Origin of the sequence: Sphingorhabdus rigui (assembly GCF_014196595.1) — a bacterium.
Classification (GTDB): domain Bacteria; phylum Pseudomonadota; class Alphaproteobacteria; order Sphingomonadales; family Sphingomonadaceae; genus Sphingorhabdus_B; species Sphingorhabdus_B rigui.
In genome coordinates, this window is sequence record NZ_JACIEA010000001.1 from 754,430 (window position 1) to 780,107 (window position 25,678).

Genomic DNA, 25,678 nt, shown 5'->3' on the forward strand with positions numbered 1-25,678 from the left:
CAGCAAGCAAGGCACAAAAAAGGGCGACCTCCGCGGAGGCCGCCCTTTTTGTTTGTGTCGTTGGTTTAGAACTTGGCGCGGACGGTCATGCCGTACATGCGTGGCTCTTCAACGAAACCGATACGCGAACGGGTGCCTGCACCACCGCGAAGCGGGGTGTTGGCGGTAACGCCGCGCGTGATTTCGTTGTTCAGGTTCGTACCCCAAATCTCGAACGTGTAACGCTCATCCGGCGTTGTTAGGCCGATGCGCGCATTCATCTTGAAGTAGGCGTCCTGATAATCCAGAGGGATTGGCAGGTTATTGGTATCCAAAGGAATGGTGCTTGTGCGGCGGCGATCCGAATAGTTGATGTTACCATTTACAAGCAAGCCCCAGCCAGCGTCATTGACCTGTCCTTCATAGGTAAGCCCAACAACACCTGCGAACTTTGGCGCGTTGGTCAGCGTAGAGCCACACAGCCTCTGCGTTGACGCCAATGCCGCCGCCGCTACACCGTCGGCACAATCGCCAGGATAGCGAGAGTTTGCATATGTTGCTGACACATTCGCCGAGATATTGTCGCTCAGCTTGCCAAACAACTCCAGCTCAGCACCTGTTGACCGCGCCGAATGGACGTTGAAGGTCAGGAACTGGACGCCGGTGAATTCAAGCACCTGGAAGTCGCTCATTTTCATGTCGAACAGAGCCAGGTTGGCTTTGATCGATCCGAACAAAGTTGCCTTAACGCCAACTTCGATCTGGTTAACCTTTTCGGACTTAAAGTCTGGTTCGGCATAGACCGGCGCAACAATCACCGGACCACCCGGTGTTGCCAAACCGGCAAGAATGGCTGCCGAGTTCTGCAAGGTTGCTGATTGTGGATCGAGGTTGAAACCACCTGATTTGAACCCATGGCTGTAACCAGCATAGAACAACAGATCTTCAGTCGCCTTATACCCAAGCTGTGCGGTATAGGTAATCTCGTCATCCTTGAACGTGTCCGACCATGCGCGTGGCAAAGGCAGCAATCGGCTGGCCAAACCACCGCCCAATGCGGTTGGTGCGGTCAGATTGACCGACGTTGCAAATGGGAAGCAGTTGAGACCAATCAGACCTGCACGAAGTGGGGCAGGTACGGTACCGGCCAACACACCATTCACGCTGGCTTGGCACGCGCTGGCACCTGCACCGGTCGTTGCAGCAAGCTGGTTGAACGATGCGTCCTTGGTTTCATTTACGTAACGGGCACCGAGCGTCAAGCTAAGCTTATCGGTGAAATTGACAACATTGTGCGTAAATACCGACCAACTTTTTGCATCCTGCAGGAACCGGTTTTCGGCATAGTTACCATCGGCATTGACTGGAACGCCGGCATTGCCGAGCGCGGTCAGTGCGAACAACGGGTTGACCCCTGCCGCATTGGCAAAGTTGAATGCACCACCCGTCCGCTGGAAATCGGCATTGAGCGTCATCGTCTGGTCAGCGCGGATTTTCTCGCTCGAGTAGAAACCACCAATCAACCAGTCGAGACTGTCGTTGAGAGCGGTGCCCTGCAAGCGCAGTTCTTGGGTAAAGGTCTTGATATGGTCACCCGATGGCAAAATGCCGGTGCGTGATGTCGGTGCGCCATTACCCACTGTGTAGGTGTTGTTGGAGGTGAAGCCGCCGACCGTGGTCGAGCTTGAATCGAACTTACGATATGCAGTAACCGAGGTCAGCTTTGCCGCACCCAGGTCCCATTTCAGTTCGGCTGAAGTACCCCATTGCTTGGAGCCGTTCAGATAAGGTCCGCCGTTGATCGATAGATTCTTCAGCGCGCTCATTCCGGACTGGTCTACGCCATCGCTGGCCAAACCATGGAAAGCGGAGAAAGGTGCAAGTTCGGTTTCACGAACGATAACCGCTTCGCAGCATTGTTCGTCGGTCTTGGCATAATCGGCCAACAGACGGATGCTGACATCGGCATTTGGTTCGACGTACAATTGTCCGCGCAGCATGTAACGATCACGGTTGTTGCTCTCTACGCCCGATGGGGTTTTGAGATAGCCGTCGCGTTTGCGCCATGTGCCGGACACCCGGAGGCCCGCAACATCAGTGGTAATTGGCACGCTAACGCCGGCTTGAAGGTTCATGAAATTGTAATTGCCATAGCTCGCATTTGCGAAGCCTTCGACTTCAGAAAGGCTCGGACGCTTTGTCGAGACGTTCAGCGCGCCAGCCGAAGTGTTGCGGCCAAACAAAGTGCCCTGAGGTCCGCGCAGGATTTCAAGCCGCTCAAGGTCGACAAGGTCACCCAAAGCAACGCCTGGGCGTGACTGATATACGCCATCGATGAAAACACCGACCGAGCTTTCAAGACCGGTGTTGTTCCCGGTCGTGCCGACGCCGCGAATTTTGATCGAGGTACCCTGTGTTTCGGTCTGCGATGATTGAATGTTAAAGCTTGGCGAAATGGACGCCAGATTCTTAATATCATTGATTCCCTGACGCTCCAGCGCCTCTGGTGCGACCGCGGTCACGGCAAGCGGAATGTCTTGCACATCCATCGCGCGCAACGTTGCGGTAACGATAATGGGTTCATCACCACTATCTTCTTCGGCTTGGGCTGTTTGGGCGTAAGCCGCAGGCACGAACATCGCGCTGCAGATGGTACTGCACAGGGCAGCCGTGATTACACGGTTAAATCGACGCATTATACTCTCTCCTCCTATTCAACCGACACCCTTGCGGCATTTGCTGCTCACTTCGGGCTGCCAGTTTTGACACGCTCACCGGCTGAAATGGTCCGGTGGGCAAGCTCTCTCTCAATCACCATCCTATCGCCGAATTTTAACAAATCCAGCGATTTAATCGTGCAGTTGAAATTTATACTTTCCAGTGGCTTTTGTGCCCTTTGGCGCTAATTATGCGGTCTATGTTTGACCGTCCTACGATATTAGACGCGGCTTTTCTGCGGCGTGTTGCTGCCCATGACTTTCCCGCGCCGCGTGCGAACGGTGCTGCCGAAGGAGCAGCGTCCCATCTGCTGGTCGATTTGTTTGATACGCAAATCATGAACCGCCACCTCGATCTTTGGGCGCGTCGGTCAAAGGGTAAGACCTTTTATTCCATCGGCAGTTCGGGGCATGAAGGGACTGCAGCGATGGCGGCGGCGACGCGCGCGACCGACATGGCATTTTTGCATTATCGCGATGGCGCGTTTCTGATTCAGCGCAAAAAGCAGGCGGGCGGCCTGACGCCATTATATGACATGGCTTTGTCCTTTGCCGCTTCGGCAGATGATCCGATTTCCGGCGGGCGGCACAAGGTTCTGGGATGCGCACACACTTTTGTCCCTCCGCAGACCAGCACCATTGCCTCGCATTTGCCAAAGGCCGTCGGCGCCGCGCATTCCTTGGGGCTGGCGCGGCGTCTGCAACTCGATGATGCGGTACTCCCCCACGATTCTGTCATTTTATGTTCCTTCGGCGATGCATCGGCCAACCACTCGACATCGCAAGGCGCGTTCAACGCCGCCTGCTGGGCTGCGTATCAGCATTTGCCTATGCCGATTGTCTTCCTGTGTGAGGATAATGGCATTGGTATTTCGGTGCGGACGCCCGGTGGATGGATAGCGGCGAACTTCGCGCATCGACCGGCGTTGCATTACATTGCCTGCGACGGGGCGGACCTGAATGATGCTCTGCGTGGTTGCCACGAAGCCGTCGCCTATGCGCGTGCGCGACGCAGGCCCGTATTTCTGCATATGCAGACAGTGCGCCTCATGGGACATGCGGGGGCAGATGTTGAATTAAGCTACGCACCGATTGCGCAGATTGAAGCCGCCGAAGCGCAAGATCCATTGTTGCACAGCGCGCGGATTTTGCATGAACAAGCGGGCATGTCGGGCGCGGAGATTGTTGCGCGCTACGAAGATATGCGCGCGCGGGTGGACCGCGTTGCCTTGGACGCGCTCGCCAAGCCACGGCTCGTCACCGCGCAAGAGGTGATGGCCTCCATCCTGCCAGAGGAAGGCGCCAAGCCGTCGCGGCCATTGCCCGATGCGGCCGCACGCGACGCGCTTTTCACCAAAGACGCACGCAACTTGGCTAAACCTGTCACTTTGGCCAAGAGCATCAATTTTGCTTTGGCGGATATCATGCTGCAATATCCCAATGTCGCGGTGTTCGGCGAAGATGTTGCGCGCAAAGGCGGCGTTTATGGCGTGACACAGGGGCTGCAGGAAAAATTCGGCGCAGCGCGTGTGTTTGATACGTTGTTGGACGAACAGACCATTCTTGGGCTGGCCATCGGCATGGGGCATAATGGCTTTGTTCCTATCCCCGAAATCCAGTTTTTGGCCTATCTGCATAATGCCGAGGACCAAATCCGGGGCGAAGCGGCGACCTTGTCCTTCTTTTCAAACCGTCAATATCGCAACCCTATGGTCGTGCGTATCGCTGGCTTGCCCTATCAAAAGGGCTTTGGCGGGCATTTCCACAATGACAACAGCATCGCTGTCCTTACCGACATTCCCGGTATCATTGTCGCATGTCCGTCCAATGCCGCTGATGCGCCTGCTATGCTGCGTGAATGCGTCCGGCTTGCGCATGAGGATGGCCGTGTTGTGATCTTCCTTGAACCCATCGCACTGTATCACACAACGGACCTTCATGGTGCGGAGGATGGGGCGTGGTCTGCGGAATATACAGCGCCGACGGACGCGCGTGAAATCGTCTTTGGTGCGCTTGGGCAATTTGGCAACGGCACTGAACTTGCGATTATAACATATGGAAATGGTTATTATTTATCGCGTCAGGCTGCGCCCGAATTGGAAGCGTTGGGCATCACATTACGCATCATTGACCTGCGTTGGTTACATCCGTTGAATGCGGACGCAATTGTGGCTGCGGTGGCGGATTGTTCGAATATCCTGATTGTTGACGAAAGCCGCCGATCGGGAAGCTTGAGTGAAAAGCTGATGACCATATTGACGGAGGCTGGTCGTGGTAACGCCGTTAGCCGAATTACGGCGGAAGATTGCTTCATCCCGCTTGGGCCCGCGGCTGAGCTGGTATTGCCAAGCAAGCAATCGATCGTGGAAGCCGCCAAGGCAGCGGTCGCATGAAGAAGCGCGCATTGGTCGTTTGCCCGGGACGCGGCACCTACAACGCGTCCGAGCTTGGATATGTGCAGAAGCACCATGCGGCGCGCGCTGACGTGGTCGGCATTGTTGATGCGGTGCGTGCGGAAAAGGGCCAAGTGCCGGTATCGACGCTCGATAAAGCCGAGAAATACGCGCCATCGGTACATATGACCGGCGATAACGCATCCCCGCTGATTTACGCATCTGCCCTCGCGGATTTCGCTGCGATTGATCGTGATAAATTTGATGTCGTTGCGGTGACGGGCAATTCAATGGGCTGGTATCTCGCGCTGGCCTGTGCGGGTATCGTCGATCTGGCGGCGGGTGCGCGGCTTGTGAACAATATGGGCCTGTTAATGCATGAACATGGCACCGGCGGGCAGATCGTATGGCCGATTGTCGATGCCGACTGGAACATTGACCAAGAAAAAATGCATTTTATCAATACTTTACTAGATGAAGCAAAGAATATTTCTGATATTTTCATATCGGTGTCGATACGCCTCGGCGGGATGGTGGTGTTCGCAGGAGACGAAGCCGGACTGAAATGGCTCGCCGAAAAACTGCCGAAGGACGACCGCTTCCCATTGCGGCTGATGCACCATGCGGCATTCCATAGCCCGTTGCTGCAGCATATCGTGCCGATGGCGCGCGCGCAGAATCCCGTGGCGGATTTCGGCCCGGGCAACATTCCGGCAATTGACGGGCAGGGCAAGATTTGGTCGCCGCATGCCTTTAGCCAAGACGCGATCTACGCCTACACGCTTGGCGCGCAATTGACCGAGACATATGATTTTAGCCGTGCGGTGCAGGTTGCTGCGGCAGAATTCGCGCCGGACGTTGTGATCGTGCTTGGGCCCGGAACCACCTTGGGCGCGCCAACGGCACAAGCGCTGATTGCATCGGGTTGGCGTGGCCTTTCGGGCAAAGCAGACTTTCAGGCACGGCAGCAGGACGAACCCATATTGATTTCCATGGGTATGGACGAACAGCGCGCCTGGGCATCACGTTAAACGTTGCATACGAATAAGCGCTAGACGCTTGTGCCCTGCAGGATAAAGGGGGCACAATTGGTAAGGCGACCGACCGGTGCCTTGCATGGAGACGAACAGAATGAGCATGCACAGTTCCACCTTGCTGTTGTTTGGGGCCACGGGTGACCTTTCACGGCGCATGCTGCTGCCGTCCTTATATGCGCTGCATGCCGATGGCCTGATTAATCCTGACCTGCGTATTTTCGGCACCGCACGCAGCGCGCTTACCGATGATGCCTTTCGCGACATGGCACGCGCGGCATTGTGTGAATTTCTGCCCGATGACCGCAAGGCAGAGGGCCTGATTGACGCATTTCTGCAAAGGCTGTCCTACGTCGCGCTGGATGCGTCCGATCCGCAAGGCTTTGCCGCATTGGCGGACAAGATTGGCGACATATCAGGCGGATTGTCGATTTTCCTGTCCACCGCGCCATCTTTGTTTGAGCCAACAATCAAGGGCCTCCACAATGCTGGCCTGTCTGGTGAAAATGTACGCATTGGTTTGGAAAAGCCATTGGGCAATGATTTGGCGTCATCGCAGCATATCAATGACGCCGTGAACGCGGTTTTCCCGGAAACGCGGACGTTCCGCATCGACCATTATCTGGGCAAGGAAACGGTCCAGAACCTGATGGCGCTTCGTTTTGCCAATATGTTGTTTGAGCCGCTGTGGAATGCCAATGCCATTGAGCATGTGCAGATTACGGTGAGCGAGACCGTCGGGCTGGAGGGGCGGGCCGGATTTTATGACGATACCGGCGCGCTGCGCGACATGGTGCAAAACCATATGCTGCAATTGCTGGCGCTGACAGCCATGGAGCCACCGGCAAGTCTGGATGCGACGGCCATCCGAGATGAAAAGGTAAAGGTCCTGCGCGCGCTGCGTCCGGTGGTGGAAGGTGACGTCGTGACCGGGCAATATAATGACGGTGCGGTCAACGGCGAAGCGGTCAAAGGCTATGACAGCGACCTCGGCAAACCATCCGACACCGAAACCTTTGTCGCGATCAAAGCCTATGTCGACAATTGGCGGTGGCAGGGCGTGCCGTTTTTCCTGCGCACCGGGAAACGTTTGCCCGAACGCCGCAGTGAAATCGTCATCCAGTTCAAACCCGTCCCGCACAATGTGTTCAAGGACCGTGGTGGTCGGCTGGAGGCAAATACGCTGGTTATCCGGTTACAGCCGGAGGAATATGTGCGGCTGTTGGTGATGGCCAAAGAACCCGGGCTGGATCGCGGCGGGGTCACCTTGCGTGAAGTGCCGCTTGATCTGTCACTCACCGCCGCCTTTGCCGGATCGCGGCGGCGGATTGCATATGAACGCCTGCTTCTCGACCTCATAGAAGGCGACCAGACGCTATTTGTCCGCCGTGACGAGGTCGAGGCCCAGTGGAAGTGGATCGATGCCATACGGGCGCTGTGGGACGCGACAGCGTTGAAGCCAAAGGGCTATGGTGCCGGTAGCTGGGGCCCCAGTGCCGCGATTGCCCTCACCGAACGAGATGGAGTGAGCTGGCATGAGTAAAATGCACGCAACCGTTGAAGCCGTCACCGCGCGCATCATCGAACGGTCCAAGCCCGGGCGTCAGGCCTATCTCGATCTGATCGCCAAGCAGCGCGATGCAGGCGTAAACCGGCCCACGTTAAGCTGCGGCAATCTGGCGCATGGCTTTGCCGCGAGCGGTGAGGATAAGCCTGCCATTCGTGGCGGCAAAGCGATGAACATCGGCATTGTCAGTGCCTATAACGACATGCTGTCGGCGCATCAGCCATATGGCCGCTACCCCGAGCAGATGAAAATATTCGCGCGCGAGGTCGGCGCGACGGCGCAGGTCGCAGGCGCGGTGCCCGCGATGTGCGATGGGGTGACGCAGGGGCAGGATTCGATGGAGCTGTCGTTGTTCAGCCGCGATGTCATTGCCATGGCAACCGCGGTTGGCCTGAGCCACGGGATGTTTGAAAGCGTCGCGATGTTGGGCATTTGTGACAAGATTGTCCCGGGCCTGCTGATCGGCGCGTTGCGCTTTGGCCATTTGCCGACCGTCCTCGTGCCCGCAGGCCCAATGCCGTCGGGCCTTGCCAACAAAGAAAAACAGCGTGTCCGTCAGCTATATGCAGAGGGCAAAGTAGGCCGCGCCGAATTGCTGGAGGCGGAAGCCGCGTCCTATCACAGCGCTGGCACATGTACTTTTTACGGCACCGCCAATTCCAACCAGATGATGATGGAGGTCATGGGGCTGCATATCCCAGGCGCCGCATTCATCAATCCGGGGAACAAGCTACGTACCGAATTGACACGCGCTGCGGTCCATCGGTTGAGCGAAATTGGCTGGGACGGCGATGATTACCGGCCCTTAGGGCTGTGCGTCGACGAAAAAGCAATCGTCAACGCTTGTGTCGGCTTGCTGGCAACAGGCGGATCGACGAACCATGCGCTGCACATTCCGGCCATCGCACGCGCCGCCGGTATCGTCATCGATTGGGAAGATTTGGATCAGCTGTCCGCAGTGGTGCCGTTGATCGCCCGCGTGTATCCGAACGGCTCTGGGGATGTGAACCATTTCCACGCCGCAGGCGGAATAGGCTATGTCATCCGCGAACTGATAGACGCAGGGCTTCTCCACCGCGATATCATGACGGTCGCGGGACAGGATTTGGCCGATTATGGGCGTGAGCCCATGTTGGAAGACGACAAGCTTGTGTGGCGCGACGCACCTGCGGTGACCGCCGATGACACGATGCTGCGCCCGCCGTCCGCGCCGTTCAGCCCCGATGGTGGCATGCGTTTGGTGACAGGTAATTTGGGCCGTGCGACGTTCAAGACCAGTGCGGTTGATCCAGCCCGCTGGACCATCGAAGCACCGGTGCGCGTATTTCACGAACAAAATGATGTACTTGCAGCCTTTAAGGCGGGCGAGCTTGATCGCGATGTCATTGTCGTCATCCGTTTTCAGGGGCCTGCCGCCAACGGCATGCCTGAACTGCACAAGCTGACGCCGCCATTGGGTGTGTTGCAGGATAAGGGCTTTAACGTCGCGCTCGTGACCGACGGGCGCATGTCCGGTGCATCCGGCAAAGTGCCAGCCGCGATCCATTTAAGTCCGGAAGCTGCACGTGGCGGGGCAATTGCGAAGCTTCAGGATGGCGACGTCGTGCGCCTGTGCGCCACCAGCGGCACTTTGTCCGTGCTGGTCGATGACAGCGAATGGACCGGTCGCGCACCCGCCCCGACGCCCGTGGCGCATGTCGGCACCGGACGCGAGCTGTTTGCACTGATGCGCGCTACGGCCGATGAAGCGGAAAAGGGCGGGTCAGCCATGCTCGCGGCGGCAGGGCTATGACCGCGATTGTCGCCGTCGATATCGGCGGAACCCACGCGCGCTTTACGCTTGCTGAAGTGGATGCGGGCAAGGTCATCAACCTTGGCGAGGCGGTAACGCTGAAAACAGCAGAGCATGCCAGTTTCCAAACCGCGTGGCAGGAATTTCAACGGATGAACGGAGCGCCGCTTCCGCGCGCAACCGCCATTGCTATTGCAGGGCCCGTTGATGTTGACGTGATTAAGCTCACCAACAATCCGTGGATCATTCGCCGGTCGATGGTGTGTGAAAAGCTGAATGTCGACAGGTTCGTTATCGTCAATGATTTCGGGGCCGTGGGCCATGCGGTTGCGCAAGCGGGGCCAGAACATTTCCACCATTTGACGGGACCTGATCAGGCGTTTGCGCCCGAAGGCACGCTGAGCATCATTGGCCCGGGAACCGGTCTTGGCGTCGCACACGTCGCGCGCAGCGGCGGTGCCTATCATGTGCAAGCGACCGAAGGCGGGCATATCGATTTTGCACCGCTCGATGCCATTGAAGATGCCGTGTTGGCGCGCTTGCGTAAACGCTACCGCAGGGTGTCGATTGAACGCGTCGTGTCGGGGCCGGGCTTGGTTGATCTTTACGAAACGCTGGCCGCTATCGAAGGCCGCGCGGTTCAGCAATATGATGACAAGACGCTCTGGCAAATGGGTATGTCCGGTGAGGATAGCCTTGCCGCGGCGGCTGTTGACCGTTTTTGCCTGTCGCTGGGCAGCGTTGCCGGTGACATCACGCTAGCTCAGGGCGGCTTTGCAGGGGTCGTCATCGCAGGCGGCCTAGGGCTACGTATCAAGGACAGTCTTGTCCGTTCGGGCTTTGCCGAACGTTTCCGCGCCAAAGGCCGCTTTGAAGGGTTAATGGCCTCCATCCCTGTGAAACTCATTACCCATCCGCAGCCCGGCCTTTTTGGGGCAGCGGCGGCCTATGCCCAGCAATATATTGAGAAAGAATAGCCGATGTCGCCCGTTGAAAAAATCATGCGTACTGCGCCCGTTATCCCCGTTCTGGTGATTGAAGATGCGGCGTATGCACGCGCGATAGCGGAGGCATTGGTTGCGGGTGGTTTGCCAGTGTTAGAGGTCACGTTGCGCACAGCCGCGGCATTGGACGCCATTGCCGAAATGAAGAAAGTGCCGGGCGCAATTGTTGGTGCAGGCACCGTTGTTGATGTGGCAGGCCTGGACAGCGCAATCGCGGCTGGGGCGGAGTTTATCGTTTCGCCCGGCCTGACCGACAATTTGGGCAAAGCCGCCATCGCCAAGAATATTCCGTTCCTGCCCGGCGTCGCGAGCGCGGGCGATATCATGCGCGGACTTGATCTGGGCCTGACGCATTTCAAATTCTTTCCGGCGGAAGCAAATGGCGGTCTTCCTGCGCTGAAATCGCTTATCGGCCCCTTTGGTCAGTGCAAATTCTGCCCGACCGGCGGTATCAAACAGGAAACGGCGGCAGACTGGCTCGCGGTTCCCGAAATTTTATGTGTTGGTGGAAGCTGGCTTGTTGGTAAAGGCGTTCCTGATGTTGCCGCGATAGAATCTGCAGCGCGGGCAGCATCGGCATTACGCAACTAACGGAGACGCAAGGCACATGGCCGAAGAAATTGAATGGTGGGACTTTGACGCAGCAGAAGATTTGATCGACGCTGTTGTCGGCGACGTCAGCTTCATCATCGAAAGTGCACTTGATGCCCGTGGCCAAGCGTTGGTTGCGTTTCCGGGCGGTTCGACACCAAAGCCTATTTTGGAAAAGCTGGCGCAAGCCAATATCCGCTGGAAAAGTGTGACGATCATTCCGACCGATGACCGGTTGGTTCCAGTCGACAATGCGCTTTCGAATGTTGCGATGATTGCAAAGATATTCATTCCGAAAGGCGCGCGCGTGTTGCCGATCACCAGCGATGCTGCGGACTATAAATTGGCCGGAGGGGCAGCAAATGCCCGTCTTGCGGACTTGCATTGGCCACCCGATCTCGTCTGGCTGGGTATGGGCGCTGATGGGCATACTGCGTCGATATTCCCGGGACCTGATCTCGAAACTGCGCTCGAAGGCGGCAAGGATGTGCGCGCCGTCGGTGTTGCACCAGACCCGCTCCCGCCCGAAGCTCCGGTCAACCGGGTTACCTTGACCGCATCTGCAATCGGTACCGCGCGTACGGCGATATTGGTTATCAATGGTGCCGAGAAGCGTGCCGTGCTTGAGGCCGCGATTGAGCAGGGAGGTAAGTCAGCTTACCCGGTTGGCCGCGTGCTCGACAAAATTGCCGTCCCTGTCGACATATATTGCTTGGATGATTGATTTAAACGCGGCGTAGCTTGCCATGTGCGGGCGGCGTCGTATTCAGCTTTTGAAGATATAGGGGCAGGTCGAGCGCGCCAGTGCTAACAGGCTTGCGCGCATCTTTCGGATTGATGTGGTGATCAAACGCAATGCCCGCACGGCCCTCGGTCACCCATGCAATGTGACCGCTGACCCAACCGATGCTGCGCAGGTTTATCTCCACCGGTTCACCGCGCGGTGCATTTGTTGGGATTTCAGCCATCAGCCCGCCTGCTGACAGGTTGCGAATGCGTACTTCGTGCTCACCTTTTGTGTTGGGAAAGCGCAGAACGGCCTTCAGAAACAGGCTGTCGCGATCCATGCTCCGCTTTGCAGCCGACATGTTAATTTCGCCGAATGAGTCATTCATAATGCAGCACCAAGCACAGAATTGGGAATAATTCAGGCTCGGACAATGCCAGCTAAGTGTAGCCAAAAGGTTAATTTGCGGATCAACCTGATGGACTTCACATGGTTGCATCAACCATGATCATTGAACATCGCGGCGTTAATCGTCGCGCGAAACGCGTTCCTGCCGTTCGTGTCGTTCCTGCGCCTCAAGCGTCATTGTCGCGATTGGGCGGGCGCGCAGTCGGGCAAGTGAAATCGGCTCGCCTGTTACCTGACAATAACCATATTCGCCTTCGGTAATGCGGCGAAGCGCAGATTCGATTTTGGAGATCAGTTTGCGTTGACGGTCGCGGGTTCGTAATTCGATACCCCAATCCGTTTCACTCGATGCGCGGTCGTTCAGATCAGGTTCGCGCATAGGGCCATCCTGAAGCTGATTCAGCGTGCCTTGCGATTCCGCCAAGATACTGTTTTTCCAGTCAATCAGCTGCTTCTCAAAATATTTCAGCTGACGATCGTTCATGAAAGGCTCGTCGTCGCTGGGGATATATGAAGGGTCAATATCGTAACCGGAATTGTTCAATTCTCCGGTATTCTTTTGAGGCTCGGCGCTTGCGCCCATGTTAGATTCTCCACCTCTGGCGGGCCCCGCAAAACCAAGGTTGCCGCGTCCAAATCCACTCTCGTCGGCGCTATAGACTCACGCCAAAACCCGCACAAGCAGCAAATGTTACAGAAAGTCATACTATCCATAAAAGCTGTGGAAACGGCGCGCCTTCACACATTCGATTGCTCCAAACAGCGCCAAGAATGAAAAAGGTCCGTATTATGTCCGTACGCATGGCTTTCGCGAAATTATGTGCCTGCCCTTTTTCATTGCGAAACCGATGCGCGAACGGCATAGCCAGCCACCATGCATGACCTAAAATATATCCGCGAAAATCCGCAAGCCTTTGACGCAGCACTTGTCCGCAGGGGCGCTGCACCCGTTGCTGAATCGGTTCTGGCGCTGGATGAAAATCGCCGCGCCTTGTTGACCGAAATGCAAAATGCGCAAGCACGCCGCAACGAAGCGTCCAAAGCAATCGGCGCTGCCATGGGCAAGGGCGATACCGCGACCGCAGAGGCGCTGAAAGCCGAAGTTGCCGCGTTGAAGGACACCTTGCCAGCATTGGAAGAGCAGGAACGCGCTGCAGGCGAAGAATTGGATACGCTGCTCGCCGGATTACCCAATTTGCCTGCCGACGACACACCCGACGGCGCAGACGAGACAGAAAATGTTGAAGTCGCGCGGTGGGGAACCCCGCGTAGTTTTGAATTTGAACCGCGCGATCATGCCGATTTGGGGCCAGTGCTTGGCCTCGACTTTGAAACGGGCGTTGCGATTTCAGGCGCACGCTTTACCTTCATGCGCGGACAAATGGCGCGGCTTAATCGCGCGCTTGGTCAGTTCATGTTGGATTACCAGACCGGACAGCGCGGGTACACAGAATGCGCCACGCCCTATCTGGTGCGTCAGGAATCGCTGTTTGGTACCGGACAGCTTCCAAAGTTTGCCGAAGACAATTTCCAGACGACAGATGGCCGTTGGCTGATTCCAACCGCCGAAGTGTCGTTGACCAATAGCGTGCGCGAACAGATTCTGGACGAGAGCGCGTTGCCGATCCGTATGACCGCGTTAACGCCGTGTTTCCGTTCCGAAGCAGGCGCGGCGGGACGCGATACGAAAGGCCTGATCCGCCAACACCAGTTTGAAAAGGTGGAGCTGGTTTCCATCGTTCGCCCCGAAGACAGCGCTGCCGAACATGAACGTATGGTCGAAAGTGCCGAGGGTATCTTGCAAGCACTTGAGTTGCCGTATCGCAAGATGCTGCTGTGCACGGGTGACATGGGTGCCAGTGCGCGCAAGACATATGACCTTGAGGTCTGGTTGCCGGGGCAGGGGCTATACCGTGAAATTTCGAGCTGTTCGAACTGCGGTGACTGGCAGGCGCGCCGTATGAACACGCGTTACCGCCCTGCGGAAAGCAAAGGCAATGTGTTCGTACACACGTTGAATGGTTCTGGCTTGGCCGTTGGCCGTACGCTGGTTGCCGTCCTTGAAAATCATCAGCAAGCGGACGGCAGCGTGACCGTTCCAGCCGCGCTGCTGCCATATATGGGCGGCTTGACAAAGCTAGAGATTACAGCCTGATGCGCATTTTATTGACCAATGATGATGGTGTGAATGCGCCGGGTCTTAAGGTGTTGGAAGCGATCGCCCGTACCCTGAGCGATGACATCTGGATTGTCGCACCGGCGGAGGAAAATTCCGGCGCAGGCCATTCGCTTACGCTGACCAAGCCTGTCCGCATCCGCCAACATGGCGAAAAACATTACTCGGTTGCAGGAACGCCGACGGATTCTGTGATGCTCGGCATTGGTGTCATCATGAAAGACGCCAAACCCGACCTGATTTTGTCCGGCGTCAACCGTGGTGCCAATCTTGGCGATGATATCACTTATTCGGGCACGGTCGCTGCGGCGATGGAAGGCGCGTTGGCGGGGATCCGATCCATTGCGTTGAGCCAAGTATATAGCAAAGAAGGCATGGCGGATGCCGTACCTTTTTCAGCCGCCGAAGCATGGGGCGAGCGCGTGCTGCGTCCGTTATTGGACACGCCGCATACGCCGCGCACGTTAACCAACATCAACTTCCCGCCGCTTTTGCCGCAGGATGTTAAAGGCATCAAAGTCGCGCGGCAGGGGTTCCATGACTATAGCCGCGGTTCAATCGTCAAGGGCACGGATCCGCGCGGCTACGACTATTATTGGTTCGGGCTTCATGGAATGGTGCACACGCCCGGCCATGATACCGACCTTGAGGTGATTGAGGATGGCTATATCGCCGTGACCCCGCTGCAACTTGACTTAACCCATAGCGAGTCCCTCGCCAATCTGCGGAGCGCTTACAGCGGATAAGGGAAAACCATTCGCTGCAGCGACCCAAATTACCCGTTAATTTGCGTTCGGGATCATCGTTCATCCCACTGAAATTCGGCGACATGCCCAGCCTTCGCAACCAACCAGATGGATTGAAACGCGGCAATCCGCGTGCGTACGGCCTCAATGGATTGGGGCGTCAGCGCAGGCATTGCTACAAATGAAGCCTCGCAGGCGGTTGCCGCAATAGCAATAAAGGTTTCGGCATCTGCCGGGGCACCCCAGGCATCGGATTCGAAACATTCCACCAAGCGTTCTGCCTGAAGCAACTGCACAATATGTTCGTCGGGCGTCTGCGCCCGTGACGCGCTGGCGTGACCCGCCTGTTTTGCAATTTCCTGAATATCTTCGGGGCTATGTCCTTTTGCCACCATTCCCCAAAATGCCATTGGCAAGTTCAACTCGGTTTCGACGAAATAATGGATCGCATCATGCGGCGTGACGCCTTTTTTCGGGAAGGTTGCGGTCTCCGTCGAGCCGTCGTTCCTAACAATAGCGAGAAAATCGCGATCCGTGCCTTTGGTGATTTTTATGATCATTGTTGGATTGTTATCCTGATGCGCACCGCAAATCTATACTGCCCGTGACAAGCCTGCCGAAACCCGCTATGCGGCCCGCCATCATGGCAACTCAAATCAAAGCAGCGCCGAAGGTCGGCATGGTATCACTTGGCTGTCCCAAGGCGCTGGTCGATAGCGAACGGATTCTCACAAAGCTGCGTGCCGATGGCTATGGCTTGTCGCCCGATTATGCGGGTGCCGACGTTGTGCTGGTCAATACCTGTGGCTTTCTGGACTCCGCAAAGGAAGAGAGCCTTGAGGCTATTGGAGAGGCCATCGCAGAAAATGGCCGCGTGATTGTCACAGGCTGCATGGGTAATGAAGCCGACGTGATCCGCGCGCGCTTCCCTGATGTGCTCGCGATTACCGGCGCGCATCAATATGAAGCCGTCGTTTCGGCGGTTCATGAAGCGGCGCCGCCGACACGCGGTGCATTCGTGGATCTGGTGCCCGAAGGCGGCTTGAAGCTGACCCCGCGCCATTACAGCTATTTAAAGATTTCCGAAGGGTGCAACCACAGCTGCGCCTTCTGCATCATTCCGTCGTTGCGCGGAAAGCTTGCAAGCCGACGGATTGACGCCGTGTTGCGTGAGGCGGAGAAACTGGTCGCTGCGGGCACCAAAGAGCTTTTGGTTATTTCGCAAGATACCTCCGCCTATGGCGTTGATACGCGGCACGAGCCACGCGCGTGGCAGGGGCGTCAGGTGCGCGCACATATGACTGACCTCGCCCGCGAATTGGGCAGCTTGCGGACTAGCGAAGGCATCGCGCCGTGGGTGCGGCTGCATTATGTCTATCCTTACCCCCATGTTGATGACGTTATTCCCTTGATGGCGGAAGGCTATCTGACGCCATATCTCGACATTCCGTTTCAACATGCCGCGCCGAATGTCCTAAAGGCAATGAAGCGCCCCGCCAATGAAGCGAAGGTGCTGGAGCGCATTCGTAATTGGCGCAGCATCGCGCCCGATATCGCTATCCGGTCAAGCTTTGTGGTCGGATTTCCGGGCGAAACCGATGCGGATTTTCAATATCTGCTTGATTGGTTGGACGAAGCGCAGTTGGACCGCGTCGGCGCTTTCCGTTTTGAACCGGTGGAAGGTGCGCAAGCGAACGATCTGCCAAACCCTGTTCCTGAAGAGGTGAAGGAAGAGCGGTTCCAGCGTATCATGGAAAAGACGGCGGCGATTAGCGCGGCCAAGCTTGCCGCAAAGGTTGGACGCAATATCCCCGTCATTATCGACGAAATCGGCGATGCCGATGAAGATGGCAGCGTTGGCGCCACCGGACGGTCGCAAGCCGATGCGCCGGAGATCGATGGCCACGTCTATTTGCGTGACGTTGCACCTAGCTTAAAAGCGGGGGACATTGTGCAGGTCGACATCGAGGATGCGGACGAGCACGACCTGTTTGGCGTTGTTGCCTGATTTAGGGCACCTAAATGGGCGTAACGGGCGTCCGCCTTTAACGGCTTAGCGCGACTTTGGCGGCAGCGGGAAGAAGCCTGAGGTGCGCGCGACATATTCCGCATAGCCGGGCCGCGTTTTCTTCATGCCATATTCTAGCATTGGCTTGCCCGACCAGCGCGTGAGCGTGAAGGTCAGGAATATCGGGCCAATGATGCTGATCCAACCTGGCAGGCCAGTCTCACACGCGACGAGCCAGATGCCCCACCATGTGCAGGCATCGCCAAAGTAATTGGGGTGGCGGGTATAGCGCCATAGGCCCGTGTCGAGCACCTTGCCTTTGTTGGCAGGGTCGGCCCGGAAGGCGTTTAGCTGCGCATCACCAATGGTTTCAAACAATATGCCGATGATCGCAATAATCGCGCCGGCAAATGCAAGCGGACCTAATGCTGTATTCGTGCCATCACTGTACGCAATGCCGAGCTGGGCGGGTAGGCAGGTGATGAACAGCAATGGGGCTTGGGTCAGAAAAACTGACAGCAGCGACGTTTTGCTCCAGCTCCAGCCCTTTTTCTCCATCACACTGCGCATGATTTTTTCATAACGCGGATCTTCGCCATGCGCGCGCCAGCGTGTCCACAAATGCAGCGAAAGCCGAAGCCCCCACAATGTTGTCAGGCCAAGCAGCACATGCGAAAGCGCGCCCGGTGCATCGGATTGCGTCCAGCTTGCCCACGCAAGCAGCACCATTCCGAACGCCCAAAACGCATCAATGAACGAAACATCGCGGATCTTGACCGAATACGCCCAGAGCAGGAGTATGACTGCAAGAAGGGCAGTCGCGTTGATTGCAAGTGTTTGACCGATAGCTGTCATGTTTCATCCTTTGCAAAAATGCCGGTCATCCCTTTCGCAGGGTATTTCGGCACGACAGTAGAATAGATTTCGGCGACCTTTTTCATGTCAGCCTTATAATCGCCCGTGGGCCAAATTTCCGGCCCTAAACCACCGGTTTTCGACTGATAATCCATCATGCCAACGACCAGCGGCACGCCGGCACCCATGGCGATATGGTAAAAACCCGTTTTCCACGCTTTGACGTTGCCCCGTGTGCCCTCAGGCGCGATGGTGAGCATGAATTCTTTTCGCCGTTTGAATTCGTCAATCATCTGCTGAACATAATTTTTGTTCGACGAGCGGTCCACTGGCACGCCGCCCATGTCGAGCATGAAGTTGGTAAATGGCCAACGGAAGAGAGAAGATTTTCCCATGAAATGCGGCATAATTCCAAGGTCATCTGTTAACCCCAGAAAATACACAAAATCCCAGTTGCTGGTGTGTGGCGCCGCAATCAACACGAATTTACGCGATTCGGGCACGACGCCATGGGCATGCCATCCGCCGCGTTTGTATATTCCGACCAATACCCGCCTGACCAGCCGGGACAGCCAGCTAGGCTGACGTTCCTTCAAAGACATATTTTGTCTTCCTCCCCCGTTGCTTCCATAACTGCGTTACAAACCTTTTCAAACGTCTTGTTTCATAAATACGCAAGCGCTAGGCACGCGGACGCAATCACAAAAACAAGCGGGAAAAAACATGTCGCATTCAGCGCACGGCGCCATACCGGTCATTTCAGCTACTGGCTTATTCACGCCAACCGATACCATCAGCAATGCGGAGCTTGTTGCCAGCTTTAACGCTTATGCCGATCGGTATAACGCAGCGCATCCCGATGCAGAGCCATTGACGCACAGCTCGGTTGAATTTGTCGAAAAGGCGAGCGGTATAAAGTCGCGCCATGTTATGGACAAAACCGCGATATTAGATCCGGACATTATGGAACCACGGTACGCAGAGCGTCCGAATGACGAGATTTCGCTTATGGCGGAAATCGGTGTTGCTGCGTGCCGGGACGCATTGGCTAAGGCTGGGCGAGACATTGCCGACGTCGATGCAGTTTTGTGCGCCGCGTCCAATATGCAGCGTGCCTATCCTGCTATGGCGGTCGAAATTCAGCATGAATTGGGTATGCAGCGCGGCTTCGCCTTTGATATGAATGTGGCGTGCTCGTCGGCCACCTTTGGTATCCAGACGGCTGCCGACTATATCCGCAGCGGCAACGCACGTTCAGTTTTGGTCGTAAATCCCGAAATTACGTCCGGCCATCTGAACTGGCGCGATCGTGATAGCCACTTTATCTTTGGTGACGTGGCAACCGCCATTTTGGTCGAAGCAAAGGACTTGGCGCCCGCGCAGCATTGGGAAATTTTGGGGACCCGTTTGAAAACCCAGTTTTCAAACAACATCCGCAACAACTTCGGATTTCTGAACCGTGCGCATGGCAATGGCCCTGTCGACCAGAGCGGACCGCGCAATGACAAATTGTTCGTCCAAGAAGGCCGTAAGGTTTTCAAGGAAGTCGTGCCTATGGTTGGGCAAATGATCCTTGAGCACGCAGAAAGCCTTGGCCTGTCGGGGTCAGATTTGCGTCGCTTGTGGCTGCATCAGGCCAATACCGGAATGAACCGGCTTATCGCGCAAAAGGTGCTCGGGCATGAAGCCGTTGAGGACGAGAGCCCAACGGTTCTCGACACATATGCCAACACCTCAAGCGCCGGTTCCATAATCGCCTTCCACAAGCATAATCAGGATCTGAAAGCAGGTGACCTTGGTCTCATCTGCTCCTTTGGGGCGGGCTATTCGGCCGGGTCGGTTTTTGTGCGCAAGGTTGGCTAGGTCCGGTAACGCTCGCAATTAGGCGGCAACGAACTGCCGCTTAATTGCGGACTTTGAATAACGGATATCTGCGGACAATGTCGTCGTACACGGCCGCATGCAGCCGTTGGACAAATTCACAGCCATAATATTCAATTTCGTGCCATGCGATGCGCGCTTCGAGCGGGTTATATCCTGGCAATGTCAGGAATATTATCCGGTCAGGTGCTATGAAAGATGCCGTTCGCATGCGAAACCCGGCTTGCGACAGGTCGACAATTTCAACCTGTTGCCGACCCCCGCCTTGTTCGCGGACGCTTGCCGTGATGGAGACCCCGCTACGCGTAAATGCGCGGTGTTCATGTCCACGGCTGTCAAAAACGTCCCCGGCCATCGGTGGCTCCTGATCCCTTGATCCTCCAACAGACGGTAGCGAAATAATCAGATTTAGTCGAGTATCATCGCCAGCAGGATGTAGATCAGGACGGGTGAGCCAAAGCCAACCACGGTGGCGACCGCAAAAATCAGGCGAATGATCATCGCGTCTATGCCAGACCAGTTGGCCAATCCGGCACATACGCCGAGAATTTTCTTATTGGTTTTGTCCAATGTTAAACGTGTCATTTCTTCACTCCCTTGTTTTGAACTGCATTAATATGTTTAGGCCACGATAGCTGCAGCAGGCGCTACGGCTGGTGCAATGCTGATACCGATGGTGATGACCGCGCAAAGTACAGCGGCAAAGGCTGAAACGATTTGGGTGCGTGCATAATGTGTCATGTGACGTTCCTGTAAATTCTACCGGACTATTCCGGCCATGCGGGATAGTTTGCACAGGCCGTGCCAAATTGGATATATTTTATAAAATCATATAGTTAGGTGTATTCTCGGTATCGGACGGGCGTAAAACAATTTCATATATTGGGAAAAAATACCAATATTTGGTTTGGCGATTTTCCGACAAGCAGCTTGACCGGAACATGCCACTATAGCAGGCAGTTTATATGGTCCTGTCCCGCCTGTCCTTGAATGATTTTCGCAACCATGCCGCGCTTGAGATCCGTCCCAATGCGCAGTTCATTGCGCTTCATGGGTCAAATGGTGCCGGCAAGACGAACATTCTGGAGGCCGTTTCGCTGTTGGTTCCGGGGCGCGGCCTTCGCCGCGCTGCCATGTCGGATATGGTCCGCGCTGGCGGTGGTGGTGGATTTGCCATCGTTGCTGAAGTGTCGGGGAATGTGATCGGAACGGGAGTGAGCGCGCAGCAGCCCGAGCGCCGCAAAGTCCGCGTGAACGAAAGCAATGCGTCCATTAACAGCCTTGCTGAATGGCTTTCGGTTATTTGGCTTACGCCGGCGATGGACCGCCTGTTTGCAGATGGCTCAGCCGCGCGTCGCCGGTTTCTGGACCGCCTCGTGCTGGCACTCAGTCCTCAGCATGCCCGTCACAGCAGCCGCTATGAAAAGGCAATGCAGCAACGCAACAAGCTGTTGTCAGGGACGGTGCCCGCCGACCCGCTTTGGTTGGATGCTCTTGAACAACAGATGGCCGACAGCGCCCACGCCATTCAGGCTGCGCGTACCGGCTTGGTTGATGCCCTGCGCGATCAATTGCAAAGCGCGCCTTCGGGGCCGTTCGCGGTTCCGCTGATCAGCCTTGTCGATAAGGCTGGTCCAGCAGAGGGCGATCTGGCCATGATCTGGCGCAAGGGCCGCAACCGTGATGCCGCCGCCGGGCGCACATTATGTGGTCCACATCGCGCCGACCTTGACGTCATACATAAGGATTCTGGCCAAATGGCGGAGCAGTGTTCGACCGGCGAACAAAAAGCGCTGCTGCTATCGCTCATCCTCGCGCACGCCGCACTGGTGTCCGCGCAGCGTCAGGCACCGCCAATCCTGCTTCTGGATGAAGTTGCAGCGCATCTCGATCCGTCAAGACGCGCTGCATTGTTTGCGTTACTTGCGGAAACCGGCGCGCAGGTCTGGATGACCGGAACCGAGCCCGAATTATTTAACGGTATAGGGCCTTCTGCCCAACTGCTGCCAGTCGGGCAGAATTAGACGCATCAATCAGCCTTGCTTGCCTTTTTCACGACCTTTTTCTTGGGTGCCTTAGGCTTTGTAGCCTTCGGTGCAGCGGGCGTTACTTCAAAACTTGGTGCGCCGTCCTTCATGTGCACAGCCACTTCGCCGCCATGCACGAGTTTTCCAAACAGAAGCTCTTCAGCAAGCGGCTGTTTGATCTTCTCTTGGATCAGCCGTCCCATGGGCCGTGCGCCATATAGCTTGTCATAGCCACGTTCGGTGAGCCATGCGCGCGCTTCGTCATCCAGTTTGATGTGCACATTTTGGTCGGCGAGTTGCAGTTCAAGCTGCAGAATGAACTTGTCGACAACGCGCGCTACAACGTCGGTTGGCAGATAACCAAATGGCACGGTTGCATCCAGACGGTTGCGGAATTCCGGCGCAAACATCTTTTTGACCGCTTCGTCGCCAGCATCTTCCTTGCTGATGTTGTTGCCGAAACCAATGCCTTCTTTTGCCATGTCGCTGGCACCCGCATTGGTTGTCATAATCAAAATGACGTTCCGGAAATCAACGGTCTTGCCATGATGGTCGGTTAGACGGCCGTTATCCATGACCTGAAGCAGGATGTTGAACAGGTCAGGATGCGCTTTTTCGATTTCGTCGAGCAACAACACGCTGTGCGGGCTTTGGTCGACGGCATCGGTCAGCAAACCGCCTTGGTCAAAACCGACATAGCCAGGAGGCGCACCGATCAGGCGGCTGACGCTGTGGCGCTCCATATATTCGGACATGTCGAAACGCTTAAGCGGAATGCCAAGGATGGAGGCGAGCTGACGCGCGACTTCGGTCTTGCCGACGCCCGTGGGGCCGCTGAACAAATAGCTGCCGATGGGCTTTTCAGTGTCACGCAAGCCAGCACGGCTGAGCTTGATGGCGCTGGCCAGCACCTCAATGGCCTTGTCCTGTCCAAACACAACGCGCTTCAGGTCGGCTTCAAGCGTGCCGAGGGCGGTCTTGTCGTCGCTGGACACCTGCTTTGGCGGAATGCGGGCGATGGTGGCGATAACAGCCTCAATCTCGCGCGCAGTGATGAGCTTCCGGCGCTTTGACGGCGCAACCAGCATTTGCATCGCGCCAACCTCGTCAATGACGTCGATGGCCTTATCGGGCTGCTTGCGGTCATTGATATAGCGCGATGACAGTTCTACCGCTGCCTTAATGGCCTCTGGCGTGTACTTCACCTTATGATGCTCTTCGAATGCAGACCGCAGGCCGGCGAGGATTTTGATGGTATCCTCAATGCTTGGTTCGTTGACGTCGATCTTTTGGAACCGGCGCAGCAACGCGCGGTCTTTTTCGAAATGGTTGCGGAATTCCTTGTACGTCGTCGAACCGATGCAGCGAATGGTGCCGCCGGATAAAGCAGGCTTCAGTAAATTGGACGCATCCATCGCGCCGCCGCTGGTTGCGCCCGCGCCGATGACCGTATGGATTTCGTCAATAAACAATATCGCGTCGGGCAGCTTTTCGAGTTCCGACACCACAGCCTTTAACCGCTCTTCGAAATCACCACGGTAGCGAGTACCGGCCAAAAGCGCGCCCATATCGAGTGAATAAATCACCGCGGGCAACAATACTTCTGGAACCTGCTTTTCAACGATACGGCGCGCCAGACCTTCGGCGATGGCCGTTTTGCCGACGCCGGGTTCACCGACATATAATGGGTTGTTCTTCGACCGGCGGCACAAAATCTGCACCGTGCGATCAACCTCAGCCGCGCGGCCGATGAGCGGATCAATGCGGCCCTGCTTAGCTTTTTCGTTCAGATTGACGGTGAACTGGTCAAGCGCGCCCTCTTTCTTGTCCTTCTTTGCCTTTGTATCCTCAGGTTCCTCGCCCTTTTGCTCAGAACCCGTGACCGGGCGCGGCTCGGCAAGTTTGCCGTCCTTGCCAATGCCATGGCTGATATATGAAACGGCGTCGAGGCGGCTCATATCCTGCTGCTGCAGGAAATAGACGGCGTAGCTTTCGCGTTCGGAGAACAGGGCCACGAGAACATTGGCGCCCGTCACGACATCTTTACCGGAGCTTTGGACGTGCAATATCGCGCGCTGAACCACGCGTTGGAAACCGCTGGTGGGGGAGGGATCTACCTTGCCTTCGACCCGCAAGCTTTCGAGTTCGGTGTCGAGATAGGTGATGATGATGTCGGACAGCTCGCCCAGGTCGACTCCGCATGCCTGCATAACCTTTGCCGCATCTGCATCATCGATGAGCGCGAGCAGCAAATGTTCAAGCGTCGCATATTCATGCGCACGGTCGCCAGCGTGTTTCAAAGCGTTGTGAAGCGTTGCTTCCAGCGACTCCGCAAATGATGGCATGTTATCGTCTCCCTTAAATGAGTCGCTGTCGCTTGAACTCTATATTGGCGCGGCCTTCTTTGCTTTCAAGCAACATGAGCGAGATAACGGTTTTCATCCCCAGTTTCTTAATCCTATGGGCCGGATTTACGCCATCTGCCGTTTATTTTTTGAACAAAGCGTCGGCAACACTGCGATGCTTGCTGGCAAAGGCTATCTTACCCTCACAGCGCACAATTTCCGCCTTTAAAGCCGCGATACGGAATTCAAGTTCTGCAACAGAAAGGGAATCAATATCTTGCTTAACAAGAGTATTGAGCGGGTCGTCCCGGCGTAACGGTAGATTGTCGTCGATTTCCATGGTTCATATTTTACCCATGAGCGGTTGCTGTCAATATGATGCTTCCCTAAAAGGCATCTCAATTGACATGGGGATGCAATAGACATGGAAAAACTGCCTGAATTGATGACGGCTATCGAGATTTCGACGTCGGGTGGCCCTGAAGTACTGATCGCGGCGGAGCGGCCAGTGCCAAGCCCTGGCGACGGTGAGCTGCTTTTGAAGGTCGCCTTTGCCGGCGTAAACAGACCCGATGTCATTCAACGCAAAGGTCTATATCCGCCGCCGCCCGGCGCGAGCGATCTGCCCGGATTGGAAGTATCGGGCGTGGTCGTTGCGGTGGGCGCGGGCGTGTCCCGCGAATTATTGGGCACGCGCCAATGTGCGTTGGTATCGGGCGGCGGATATGCCGAATATTGCATCGCCCGCGCCGACGTTTGCTTGCCCGTTCCAGCGGGAATGGACATGGCGCAAGCTGCGGCATTGCCTGAAACGCTGTTCACCGTGTGGCACAATGTGTTTGAACGTGGCTACGCGGCGTCCGGCGAAACGATCCTCATCCATGGCGGCACGAGCGGCATTGGAACCATGGCGATCAAATTGGGCAAATTATTTGATCTCAATGTCATTGTGACCTGCGGTTCGGACGACAAATGCGCCGCAGCAAAGGCGATTGGCGCGGATCATGCCATAAATTACAACAGCACAGATTTTGTCGCTGAAGTACAAACGATTACCAACGGCGCGGGCGTGCATCTCGTTCTGGACATGGTCGCAGGTCCTTATGTTGCGCGCAATCTTCAGTGCCTGCGCGAAGATGGCCGTCATGTGACCATTGCGGTTCAGGGCGGGATGATCGCTGAGCTCAATATGGCCTATATCATGTCCCGCCGGTTGATGCTGACCGGATCCACGCTACGACCGCGCACAAAAGAGTTTAAGGCATTGCTGGCGCAGGAAATATCAACAACGGTTTGGCCAATGGTGTGCGACGGCGCGTTGCGGCCCGAGATGGACCGGATATTTCCGTTGGCCGATGCCGCCGGCGCGCACGCCTATATGGAATCCGGCACGCATGTTGGCAAAATTCTGCTCGAAGTTTAGGTCCT

At 56.2% G+C, this 25,678-nt stretch carries 23 protein-coding genes; 13 read left to right on the forward strand and 10 right to left on the reverse strand.

The window, feature by feature from the left end; genetic code table 11:
• Positions 1-65: 65 nt before the first annotated feature.
• Positions 66-2,675, reverse strand: a complete 2,610-nt coding sequence (locus GGR91_RS03435) for a TonB-dependent receptor (protein ID WP_183940061.1) — start codon at positions 2,673-2,675, stop codon at positions 66-68.
• A gap of 221 nt (positions 2,676-2,896) precedes the next feature.
• On the opposite strand from GGR91_RS03435, the gene GGR91_RS03440 reads away from it, so the two are divergent.
• The 7 genes from GGR91_RS03440 (at position 2,897) to pgl (ending at position 11,801) form a co-directional block, all read left to right on the forward strand.
• Positions 2,897-5,089, forward strand: a complete 2,193-nt coding sequence (locus tag GGR91_RS03440; protein WP_183940063.1) for a thiamine pyrophosphate-dependent enzyme — start codon at positions 2,897-2,899, stop codon at positions 5,087-5,089.
• Positions 5,086-6,120, forward strand: coding sequence for an ACP S-malonyltransferase (locus GGR91_RS03445; RefSeq protein WP_183940065.1), 1,035 nt, complete (start codon positions 5,086-5,088; stop codon positions 6,118-6,120). The genes GGR91_RS03440 and GGR91_RS03445 overlap by 4 nt, the downstream gene beginning before the upstream one ends.
• A 100-nt stretch (positions 6,121-6,220) precedes the next feature.
• On the forward strand, positions 6,221-7,666 hold the full coding sequence (gene zwf / locus GGR91_RS03450) for a glucose-6-phosphate dehydrogenase (protein ID WP_183940068.1): 1,446 nt from the start codon (positions 6,221-6,223) through the stop codon (positions 7,664-7,666).
• The gene (gene edd, locus GGR91_RS03455; RefSeq protein WP_183940070.1) at positions 7,659-9,482 is read left to right on the forward strand and encodes a phosphogluconate dehydratase; all 1,824 of its coding nucleotides are present in this window, start codon (positions 7,659-7,661) and stop codon (positions 9,480-9,482) included. The genes zwf and edd overlap by 8 nt, the downstream gene beginning before the upstream one ends.
• Positions 9,479-10,459, forward strand: coding sequence for a glucokinase (gene glk / locus GGR91_RS03460; protein ID WP_183940072.1), 981 nt, complete (start codon positions 9,479-9,481; stop codon positions 10,457-10,459). Before edd ends, glk begins: the two co-directional genes overlap by 4 nt.
• Before the next feature lie 3 nt (positions 10,460-10,462).
• Complete coding sequence (gene eda / locus GGR91_RS03465) at positions 10,463-11,077, forward strand: bifunctional 4-hydroxy-2-oxoglutarate aldolase/2-dehydro-3-deoxy-phosphogluconate aldolase (protein ID WP_183940074.1); 615 nt, start codon at positions 10,463-10,465, stop codon at positions 11,075-11,077.
• A gap of 16 nt (positions 11,078-11,093) precedes the next feature.
• Positions 11,094-11,801: a 6-phosphogluconolactonase gene (gene pgl, locus GGR91_RS03470; protein ID WP_183940076.1), complete on the forward strand. Its 708-nt coding sequence runs from the start codon at positions 11,094-11,096 to the stop codon at positions 11,799-11,801.
• A gap of 1 nt (position 11,802) precedes the next feature.
• On the opposite strand, the gene GGR91_RS03475 is transcribed toward pgl, so the two are convergent.
• Together GGR91_RS03475 and dksA are read right to left on the reverse strand one after the other, a co-directional pair.
• Entirely contained in the window at positions 11,803-12,192 is a 390-nt protein-coding gene (locus GGR91_RS03475; RefSeq protein ID WP_183940078.1) for a PilZ domain-containing protein, read from the reverse strand.
• A 138-nt stretch (positions 12,193-12,330) separates the two neighbouring features.
• The gene (gene dksA, locus GGR91_RS03480; protein ID WP_183940080.1) at positions 12,331-12,795 is read right to left on the reverse strand and encodes an RNA polymerase-binding protein DksA; all 465 of its coding nucleotides are present in this window, start codon (positions 12,793-12,795) and stop codon (positions 12,331-12,333) included.
• A 291-nt stretch (positions 12,796-13,086) separates the two neighbouring features.
• Between dksA and serS the strand changes: the two genes are divergently transcribed.
• Both serS and surE read left to right on the forward strand, forming a co-directional pair.
• Entirely contained in the window at positions 13,087-14,367 is a 1,281-nt protein-coding gene (serS, locus tag GGR91_RS03485) for a serine--tRNA ligase (RefSeq protein ID WP_183940082.1), read from the forward strand.
• The gene (gene surE, locus GGR91_RS03490) at positions 14,367-15,134 is read left to right on the forward strand and encodes a 5'/3'-nucleotidase SurE (protein WP_183940085.1); all 768 of its coding nucleotides are present in this window, start codon (positions 14,367-14,369) and stop codon (positions 15,132-15,134) included. Before serS ends, surE begins: the two co-directional genes overlap by 1 nt.
• A gap of 53 nt (positions 15,135-15,187) precedes the next feature.
• Here surE and GGR91_RS03495 read toward each other — a convergent pair whose 3' ends face one another.
• Positions 15,188-15,694, reverse strand: a complete 507-nt coding sequence (locus GGR91_RS03495; protein WP_183940087.1) for a type 2 periplasmic-binding domain-containing protein — start codon at positions 15,692-15,694, stop codon at positions 15,188-15,190.
• Positions 15,695-15,777: 83 nt separating this feature from the next.
• Here GGR91_RS03495 and rimO point away from each other — a divergent pair, with 83 nt between their 5' ends.
• Entirely contained in the window at positions 15,778-17,142 is a 1,365-nt protein-coding gene (gene rimO / locus GGR91_RS03500; protein WP_183940089.1) for a 30S ribosomal protein S12 methylthiotransferase RimO, read from the forward strand.
• Positions 17,143-17,187: 45 nt separating this feature from the next.
• Here the strand turns inward: rimO and GGR91_RS03505 are convergent, their stop codons facing one another.
• Both GGR91_RS03505 and GGR91_RS03510 read right to left on the reverse strand, forming a co-directional pair.
• Positions 17,188-17,997, reverse strand: coding sequence for a DUF1295 domain-containing protein (locus GGR91_RS03505; protein ID WP_183940091.1), 810 nt, complete (start codon positions 17,995-17,997; stop codon positions 17,188-17,190).
• The gene (locus GGR91_RS03510; protein ID WP_183940093.1) at positions 17,994-18,599 is read right to left on the reverse strand and encodes a lysophospholipid acyltransferase family protein; all 606 of its coding nucleotides are present in this window, start codon (positions 18,597-18,599) and stop codon (positions 17,994-17,996) included. Before GGR91_RS03510 ends, GGR91_RS03505 begins: the two co-directional genes overlap by 4 nt.
• Before the next feature lie 121 nt (positions 18,600-18,720).
• Between GGR91_RS03510 and GGR91_RS03515 the strand changes: the two genes are divergently transcribed.
• Complete coding sequence (locus GGR91_RS03515) at positions 18,721-19,860, forward strand: beta-ketoacyl-ACP synthase III (protein ID WP_183940095.1); 1,140 nt, start codon at positions 18,721-18,723, stop codon at positions 19,858-19,860.
• 40 nt (positions 19,861-19,900) lie between these two features.
• On the opposite strand, the gene GGR91_RS03520 is transcribed toward GGR91_RS03515, so the two are convergent.
• On the reverse strand, positions 19,901-20,233 hold the full coding sequence (locus GGR91_RS03520) for a PilZ domain-containing protein (protein ID WP_183940097.1): 333 nt from the start codon (positions 20,231-20,233) through the stop codon (positions 19,901-19,903).
• Positions 20,234-20,286: 53 nt separating this feature from the next.
• Positions 20,287-20,463, reverse strand: coding sequence for a PspC domain-containing protein (locus GGR91_RS03525; RefSeq protein WP_183940099.1), 177 nt, complete (start codon positions 20,461-20,463; stop codon positions 20,287-20,289).
• A 380-nt stretch (positions 20,464-20,843) separates the two neighbouring features.
• On the opposite strand from GGR91_RS03525, the gene recF reads away from it, so the two are divergent.
• Positions 20,844-21,902 (forward strand): DNA replication/repair protein RecF, encoded by a 1,059-nt coding sequence (recF, locus tag GGR91_RS03530; protein ID WP_183940101.1) that lies wholly within the window; start codon positions 20,844-20,846, stop codon positions 21,900-21,902.
• A gap of 5 nt (positions 21,903-21,907) precedes the next feature.
• On the opposite strand, the gene clpA is transcribed toward recF, so the two are convergent.
• Positions 21,908-24,250 (reverse strand): ATP-dependent Clp protease ATP-binding subunit ClpA, encoded by a 2,343-nt coding sequence (gene clpA, locus GGR91_RS03535; protein WP_183940103.1) that lies wholly within the window; start codon positions 24,248-24,250, stop codon positions 21,908-21,910.
• A gap of 142 nt (positions 24,251-24,392) precedes the next feature.
• Positions 24,393-24,590 (reverse strand): DUF1192 domain-containing protein, encoded by a 198-nt coding sequence (locus tag GGR91_RS03540; RefSeq protein WP_183940105.1) that lies wholly within the window; start codon positions 24,588-24,590, stop codon positions 24,393-24,395.
• An 84-nt stretch (positions 24,591-24,674) separates the two neighbouring features.
• Between GGR91_RS03540 and GGR91_RS03545 the strand changes: the two genes are divergently transcribed.
• Positions 24,675-25,673 carry an NAD(P)H-quinone oxidoreductase gene (locus tag GGR91_RS03545; RefSeq protein ID WP_183940107.1) on the forward strand — a complete coding sequence of 333 codons (999 nt, stop codon included), beginning with the start codon at positions 24,675-24,677 and terminating at the stop codon, positions 25,671-25,673.
• The last annotated feature ends 5 nt before the right edge of the window (positions 25,674-25,678 follow it).

Excerpts from the sequence above, each read along its gene's own strand:
- GGR91_RS03435 (WP_183940061.1), bottom strand. The coding sequence starts at position 2,675 with ATGCGTCGATTTAACCGTGTAATCACGGCTGCCCTGTGCAGTACCATC.
- clpA (WP_183940103.1), bottom strand. The coding sequence starts at position 24,250 with ATGCCATCATTTGCGGAGTCGCTGGAAGCAACGCTTCACAACGCTTTG.
- GGR91_RS03515 (WP_183940095.1), top strand. The coding sequence starts at position 18,721 with ATGTCGCATTCAGCGCACGGCGCCATACCGGTCATTTCAGCTACTGGC.
- GGR91_RS03510 (WP_183940093.1), bottom strand. The coding sequence starts at position 18,599 with ATGTCTTTGAAGGAACGTCAGCCTAGCTGGCTGTCCCGGCTGGTCAGG.
- serS (WP_183940082.1), top strand. The coding sequence starts at position 13,087 with ATGCATGACCTAAAATATATCCGCGAAAATCCGCAAGCCTTTGACGCA.
- dksA (WP_183940080.1), bottom strand. The coding sequence starts at position 12,795 with ATGGGCGCAAGCGCCGAGCCTCAAAAGAATACCGGAGAATTGAACAAT.
- pgl (WP_183940076.1), top strand. The coding sequence starts at position 11,094 with ATGGCCGAAGAAATTGAATGGTGGGACTTTGACGCAGCAGAAGATTTG.
- GGR91_RS03520 (WP_183940097.1), bottom strand. The coding sequence starts at position 20,233 with ATGGCCGGGGACGTTTTTGACAGCCGTGGACATGAACACCGCGCATTT.
- rimO (WP_183940089.1), top strand. The coding sequence starts at position 15,778 with ATGGCAACTCAAATCAAAGCAGCGCCGAAGGTCGGCATGGTATCACTT.
- GGR91_RS03505 (WP_183940091.1), bottom strand. The coding sequence starts at position 17,997 with ATGACAGCTATCGGTCAAACACTTGCAATCAACGCGACTGCCCTTCTT.
- GGR91_RS03525 (WP_183940099.1), bottom strand. The coding sequence starts at position 20,463 with ATGACACGTTTAACATTGGACAAAACCAATAAGAAAATTCTCGGCGTA.
- eda (WP_183940074.1), top strand. The coding sequence starts at position 10,463 with ATGTCGCCCGTTGAAAAAATCATGCGTACTGCGCCCGTTATCCCCGTT.
- GGR91_RS03495 (WP_183940087.1), bottom strand. The coding sequence starts at position 15,694 with ATGATCATAAAAATCACCAAAGGCACGGATCGCGATTTTCTCGCTATT.
- GGR91_RS03445 (WP_183940065.1), top strand. The coding sequence starts at position 5,086 with ATGAAGAAGCGCGCATTGGTCGTTTGCCCGGGACGCGGCACCTACAAC.
- recF (WP_183940101.1), top strand. The coding sequence starts at position 20,844 with ATGGTCCTGTCCCGCCTGTCCTTGAATGATTTTCGCAACCATGCCGCG.
- surE (WP_183940085.1), top strand. The coding sequence starts at position 14,367 with ATGCGCATTTTATTGACCAATGATGATGGTGTGAATGCGCCGGGTCTT.
- zwf (WP_183940068.1), top strand. The coding sequence starts at position 6,221 with ATGAGCATGCACAGTTCCACCTTGCTGTTGTTTGGGGCCACGGGTGAC.
- edd (WP_183940070.1), top strand. The coding sequence starts at position 7,659 with ATGAGTAAAATGCACGCAACCGTTGAAGCCGTCACCGCGCGCATCATC.
- GGR91_RS03475 (WP_183940078.1), bottom strand. The coding sequence starts at position 12,192 with ATGAATGACTCATTCGGCGAAATTAACATGTCGGCTGCAAAGCGGAGC.
- GGR91_RS03545 (WP_183940107.1), top strand. The coding sequence starts at position 24,675 with ATGGAAAAACTGCCTGAATTGATGACGGCTATCGAGATTTCGACGTCG.
- glk (WP_183940072.1), top strand. The coding sequence starts at position 9,479 with ATGACCGCGATTGTCGCCGTCGATATCGGCGGAACCCACGCGCGCTTT.
- GGR91_RS03440 (WP_183940063.1), top strand. The coding sequence starts at position 2,897 with ATGTTTGACCGTCCTACGATATTAGACGCGGCTTTTCTGCGGCGTGTT.
- GGR91_RS03540 (WP_183940105.1), bottom strand. The coding sequence starts at position 24,590 with ATGGAAATCGACGACAATCTACCGTTACGCCGGGACGACCCGCTCAAT.